This window comes from Kocuria sp. SM24M-10, assembly GCF_001027955.1.
In the GTDB taxonomy this organism is placed as follows: domain Bacteria; phylum Actinomycetota; class Actinomycetes; order Actinomycetales; family Micrococcaceae; genus Kocuria; species Kocuria oceani.
Window position 1 is genome coordinate 1 of record NZ_LDNX01000163.1, and the last position, 4,262, is coordinate 4,262.

Consider the following 4,262-nt stretch of genomic DNA (forward strand, 5'->3'; position numbering starts at 1 on the left):
CGCTCTGGCCGCGCAGGTCGAGGCCGACGCCGAGCTGGCGGCAGCTGATGAGGCGGTGCTGGAGGCCGAGGCCGATCTGGAGGCCGCGGTTGCCGCGCAGCAGGCCCTGGAGGCCGCCCTGGCCGCTCAGGTCGAGGCCGACGCGGGGCTCGCACCGGCCCAGGACGCCGTGGACGCGGCCCTGGCTGCCCAGGTCGAGGCCGACGCGGCGGTCGGCACCGCCCAGGACGCCCTGGATGCGGCGGCGGCGGTGCAGGCCGAGGCGCAGGCCGCCCTGGAGGTGGAGCTGGGCGAGCTGCAGCTCGCCCTGGACGCTCAGGTGCAGGCCGATGCCGCGGTTGCTGCCGCTGACGTCGCGGTGGATGCGGCACTGGGGGTGCAGGCCGATGCCGAGGCGGCCCTGGCCGATGCCACGGTGGCGCTGACCGCGGCGGTGGCCGATGGGGACGCCGATGCGATCGCCGCTGCCGAGCTGGCCGTGGAGGAGGCCACTGCGGCCGTGGAGGCCGCGGTCGCTGCGGTGGTCACCGCCCAGGCCGATCTGGATGCCGCGGTGGTTGCTGCCGCCGATGCGGCCCTGACCGTGGGGGTCGCCCAGGAGGAGGCCGATGCCGCCCAGGCCGAGGTGGATCTGGCCGCCGGTGTCACCGCCGACGCGCAGGCGCAGCTGGACGCCGCCGTGGCCGCCGCCGCTGAGGCCGCCGCCGCGGTGGAGACCGCCCAGGCGGAACTGGCGGGCGCCGAGGCCGAGGCGCAGGCCGCCGCGGCCGCGGTGGTCGAGGCGACCGCGGCCGTGGAGGAGGCCGGGTCCGTCGCCGATGCCCAGGCCGCCCTGGAGGTGGCAGTCACCGACCGCGACGCCGCCCAGGCCGAGGCCGAGGCCGCCGCCGCCGTAGTGGCCGAGGCGCAGGTGGCCCTGGAGGACGCGCAGGTGGAGCCGGAATCGCTGCTCGAGGCTCGGGCGGAGGTGACCGCCGCCGAGGAGATCCAGGCTGCCGCCCAGGCCGAGTTCGACGCCGCGCAGGCCGAGCTGGACGCCCAGCTGGGCCTGGTGGCCGCGGTCGAGGACGCCGAGACCGCCGTGGCCGATGCCGAGGTGGCCGTGGAGACGGCCGTGGCCGCCGCCGTCGAGGCGCAGCTGGCCCTGGACGCCGCTATCGAGGACCTCGCCGAGGTCCGCCTGGCCCTGGGTGAGGTCGGGGTCGACGTTGAGGAGCTGGAAGCTCTCTTCGATGCAGCCCTGGCAGCCTGCGCCGGCACAGGGGCCGGCATCGACGTCGACGTGGACGAGGGCCTGGTCACCGGCCCCACCACCACCCCCGGTGCCCCGTGGTCCCCGGGCACCTCCCCGGTGCACTGGGTGCCCGGTTCCTCCATGGAGACCACCAACCAGGGCATGAACGTCCAGACCGCCGGCACCACCCCCAGCACGACCACCGGCGCCGGCTCCGAGAACCACCTGGGAGTGATCGCGCTGACCGGGGCCGGGCTGCTCGCCGCGACCGGGCTGGTGCTGCGCCGCCGGCACACCACCGGCAGCTAACCACCACCGCGGGTGGGTCGCTCCTGCGCCCCACCCGCCACCATCGTGACCCTCCGGGCGCCGGCCACCCCGGCCGGCGCCCGGAGCCACACCACCAGCCCTCGGGGGGCATCAGATGGGCCATCAGCACGACAAACACCAGCACGGCGCCACCACAGCACCCCACCAGCCCCGGCGCACCCGTGCCCTGCCCGTCATCACCGGCCTGGCCGCGGCCGTGCTGCTCGGGATCGGCGGGTACCTCGGCCTCGGGCCCGGCCCTGATACCGAAGCGACTGCCACGGCGCCACCGGCCACCCACAGCACCACTGCCGCCCCCGACCCCATCGGGGGCGAGGGTGCGGCCTCGACAGCACCCACAGCATCCGTCTCGCCCTCCCCCGCACCTTCCCGGGCGGCTCCCGCGGTGACGCCCTCACCGGCAGCCACACCACCGGCAGCCACACCACCGGCGCCCGAGCCGGCCCCGGTCCAGCCGGCGGCCTCAGCCCCGGTCCACCTCACCGTGCCCGCCGCCGACATCGACCAGCCGATCCTGCCGCTGGCCCCGACCACCGCCGAGCTGGCCAACCAGTCGATCGTGCCCCCAATGACCATGGACGCCTACTGGCTGACCACCTACGGCACCCCCGGAGCCGGGTCCACGAACACCACCTACATCACCGGGCACAGCTGGGAAGGCACCGAAGCCCCCTTCGACCGGCTCAGCACCCACCTGAACCCCGGGGACACCATCACCCTCGACACCCAGACCGGGGCCATCAACTACACCGTGGACGCAGTCACCACCCACGACAAGAACACCCTCAAGAACAGCGATATCTGGCGCATCACCCCGCAACGGCTGGTGATCATCAGTTGCTACACCCACGACCCCTGGGGCAAGAACGTCGTCATCACCGCCACCCCCACCCACTAACCCCACCCCCTCCTCTTTGTCGGGGACTGTAAGAAGAACGGTGTGTGAGGGTCCGGCCTGATCCGAAAGGAGACGGCCGTGACCGACTTCACGACTGACAGGACGCAGGAGATGATCGATCCCGTGACGGGAGAGATCATCGACCAGAAGGAAATCGCCGAACGACTGCTCGCCCAGGCCAAGGAGCAAGGCGTGAGCCTGGTCGGCCCCGGCGGGTTGCTGAGCCAGCTCACGAAGAACGTCCTCGAGACCGCGCTGGAAGCCGAACTGACCGAGCACCTCGGGCACGACCACGGGCAGACCCCGATCGCCGCGAATATGCGCAACGGCACGAGGCCGAAGACGGTGCTGACCGAGATCGGCCCGGTCGAGATCGAAGTGCCCCGGGACCGGGAGGGGTCCTTCGAGCCGGTGATCGTGCCCAAGCGCAAGCGGCGCCTGGACGGCATCGACCAGATCGTGCTCTCCCTCTCTGCCCGGGGCCTGACCACCGGTGAGATCGTGGCGCACTTCGAGGAGGTCTACGGGGCCAAGGTCTCCAAGGACACCATCTCGAAGATCACCGAGAAGGTCGCCGGCGAGCTGGCCGAGTGGTCTTCGCGCCCGCTGGACCCGCTCTACCCGGTGCTCTTCGTCGACGCGATCGTCGTGAAGGTCCGCGACGGGCAGGTCCGCAACACCCCGTTCTACGTCGTCATGGGCGTCACCGTGCACGGAGAGCGGGAGATCCTGGGCATCTGGGCCGGCGACGGCGCCGAGGGCGCCCGGTTCTGGCTGCAGGTCTTCTCCGAGCTGAAGAATCGGGGCGTCGAGGACGTGCTCATCGCCGTCTGCGACGGGCTCAAGGGCCTGCCGGAGGCGATCACGAACTCCCACAGCTGCACGGTCGTGCAGCAGTGCGTCGTGCACCTGATCCGTAACAGCTTCCGCTACGCGGGCCGTCAGCACCGGGACGGGATCGTCAAGGCGCTCAAGCCGGTCTACACCGCCCCGTCCGAGGCCGCGGCGAAGGACCGCTTCGCCGAGTTCAAGGCCGAGTGGGGCCAGCGGTATCCGGCGATCGTGCAGCTGTGGGAGTCCTCCTGGGCCGAATTCGTGCCCTTCCTCGAATACGACGTGGAGATCCGCCGGGTGATCTGCACGACGAACGCGATCGAGTCGATCAACGCCCGCTACCGGAGGGCGGTGCGGGCCCGTGGGCACTTCCCGAACGAGGCCGCAGCGCTGAAGTGCCTGTACCTGGTCACTCGATCCCTTGACCCCACCGGCGGCGGCAGAGCACGGTGGGTGATGAGGTGGAAGCCGGCGCTGAACGCGTTTGCTATCACCTTCGCCGGACGGTTCGAGAGAACCACTCACTGATGAAAACCGCCGGGCCCCACACACCGTTTATCGGACAGTCCCCTTGTCGTGAGGTTGTCCCCCTTCGGTGGACGTCCTTGATGGTCAGGCCTGGTGCCTGGCAGGGAGGATGTTCCTGTGGGAGCCAAACGGAAGAGGTACACGCCCGCGTACCGGCGTGATGCCGCGCATCTGGTGATCGACACCGGGCGCCCGATCGTCCACGTGGCGAAGGAGATCGGTGTCGGAGAAGCTCTGCTGGGTCGTTGGGTCGCGATCGAGAGGGCCAAGATGGACGACCCGCCCTCAGCACTGGATACCGATGAGCGGGCAGAGCTGGAGCGGTTGCGCCGTGAGGTGGCCGAGCTGCGGATGGACCGGGAGTTCCTGAAAAAAGCAGCCGCCTTCTTCGCGACCGAGAACCAGAACCGGTGAGGATGTTCGAGCTCATCGACGCGG

Annotated in this window: 3 protein-coding genes and 1 pseudogene; all 4 read left to right on the forward strand. The window is 71.2% G+C overall.

Annotation, left to right across the window (positions count from 1 at the left end):
* A pseudogene (locus ABL57_RS22550) lies at window positions 1-1,543 on the forward strand (hypothetical protein); the annotation flags it as partial.
* 115 nt (window positions 1,544-1,658) lie between these two features.
* Window positions 1,659-2,462 (forward strand): class F sortase, encoded by an 804-nt coding sequence (locus ABL57_RS22075; protein ID WP_047805148.1) that lies wholly within the window; start codon window positions 1,659-1,661, stop codon window positions 2,460-2,462.
* A gap of 111 nt (window positions 2,463-2,573) precedes the next feature.
* A complete protein-coding gene (locus ABL57_RS19485) occupies window positions 2,574-3,824 on the forward strand; it encodes an IS256 family transposase (RefSeq protein ID WP_047805149.1) in 1,251 nt (416 codons plus the stop codon).
* Between the two features lie 117 nt (window positions 3,825-3,941).
* On the forward strand, window positions 3,942-4,238 hold the full coding sequence (locus tag ABL57_RS19490; RefSeq protein ID WP_047802039.1) for a transposase: 297 nt from the start codon (window positions 3,942-3,944) through the stop codon (window positions 4,236-4,238).
* Window positions 4,239-4,262: the final 24 nt, after the last annotated feature.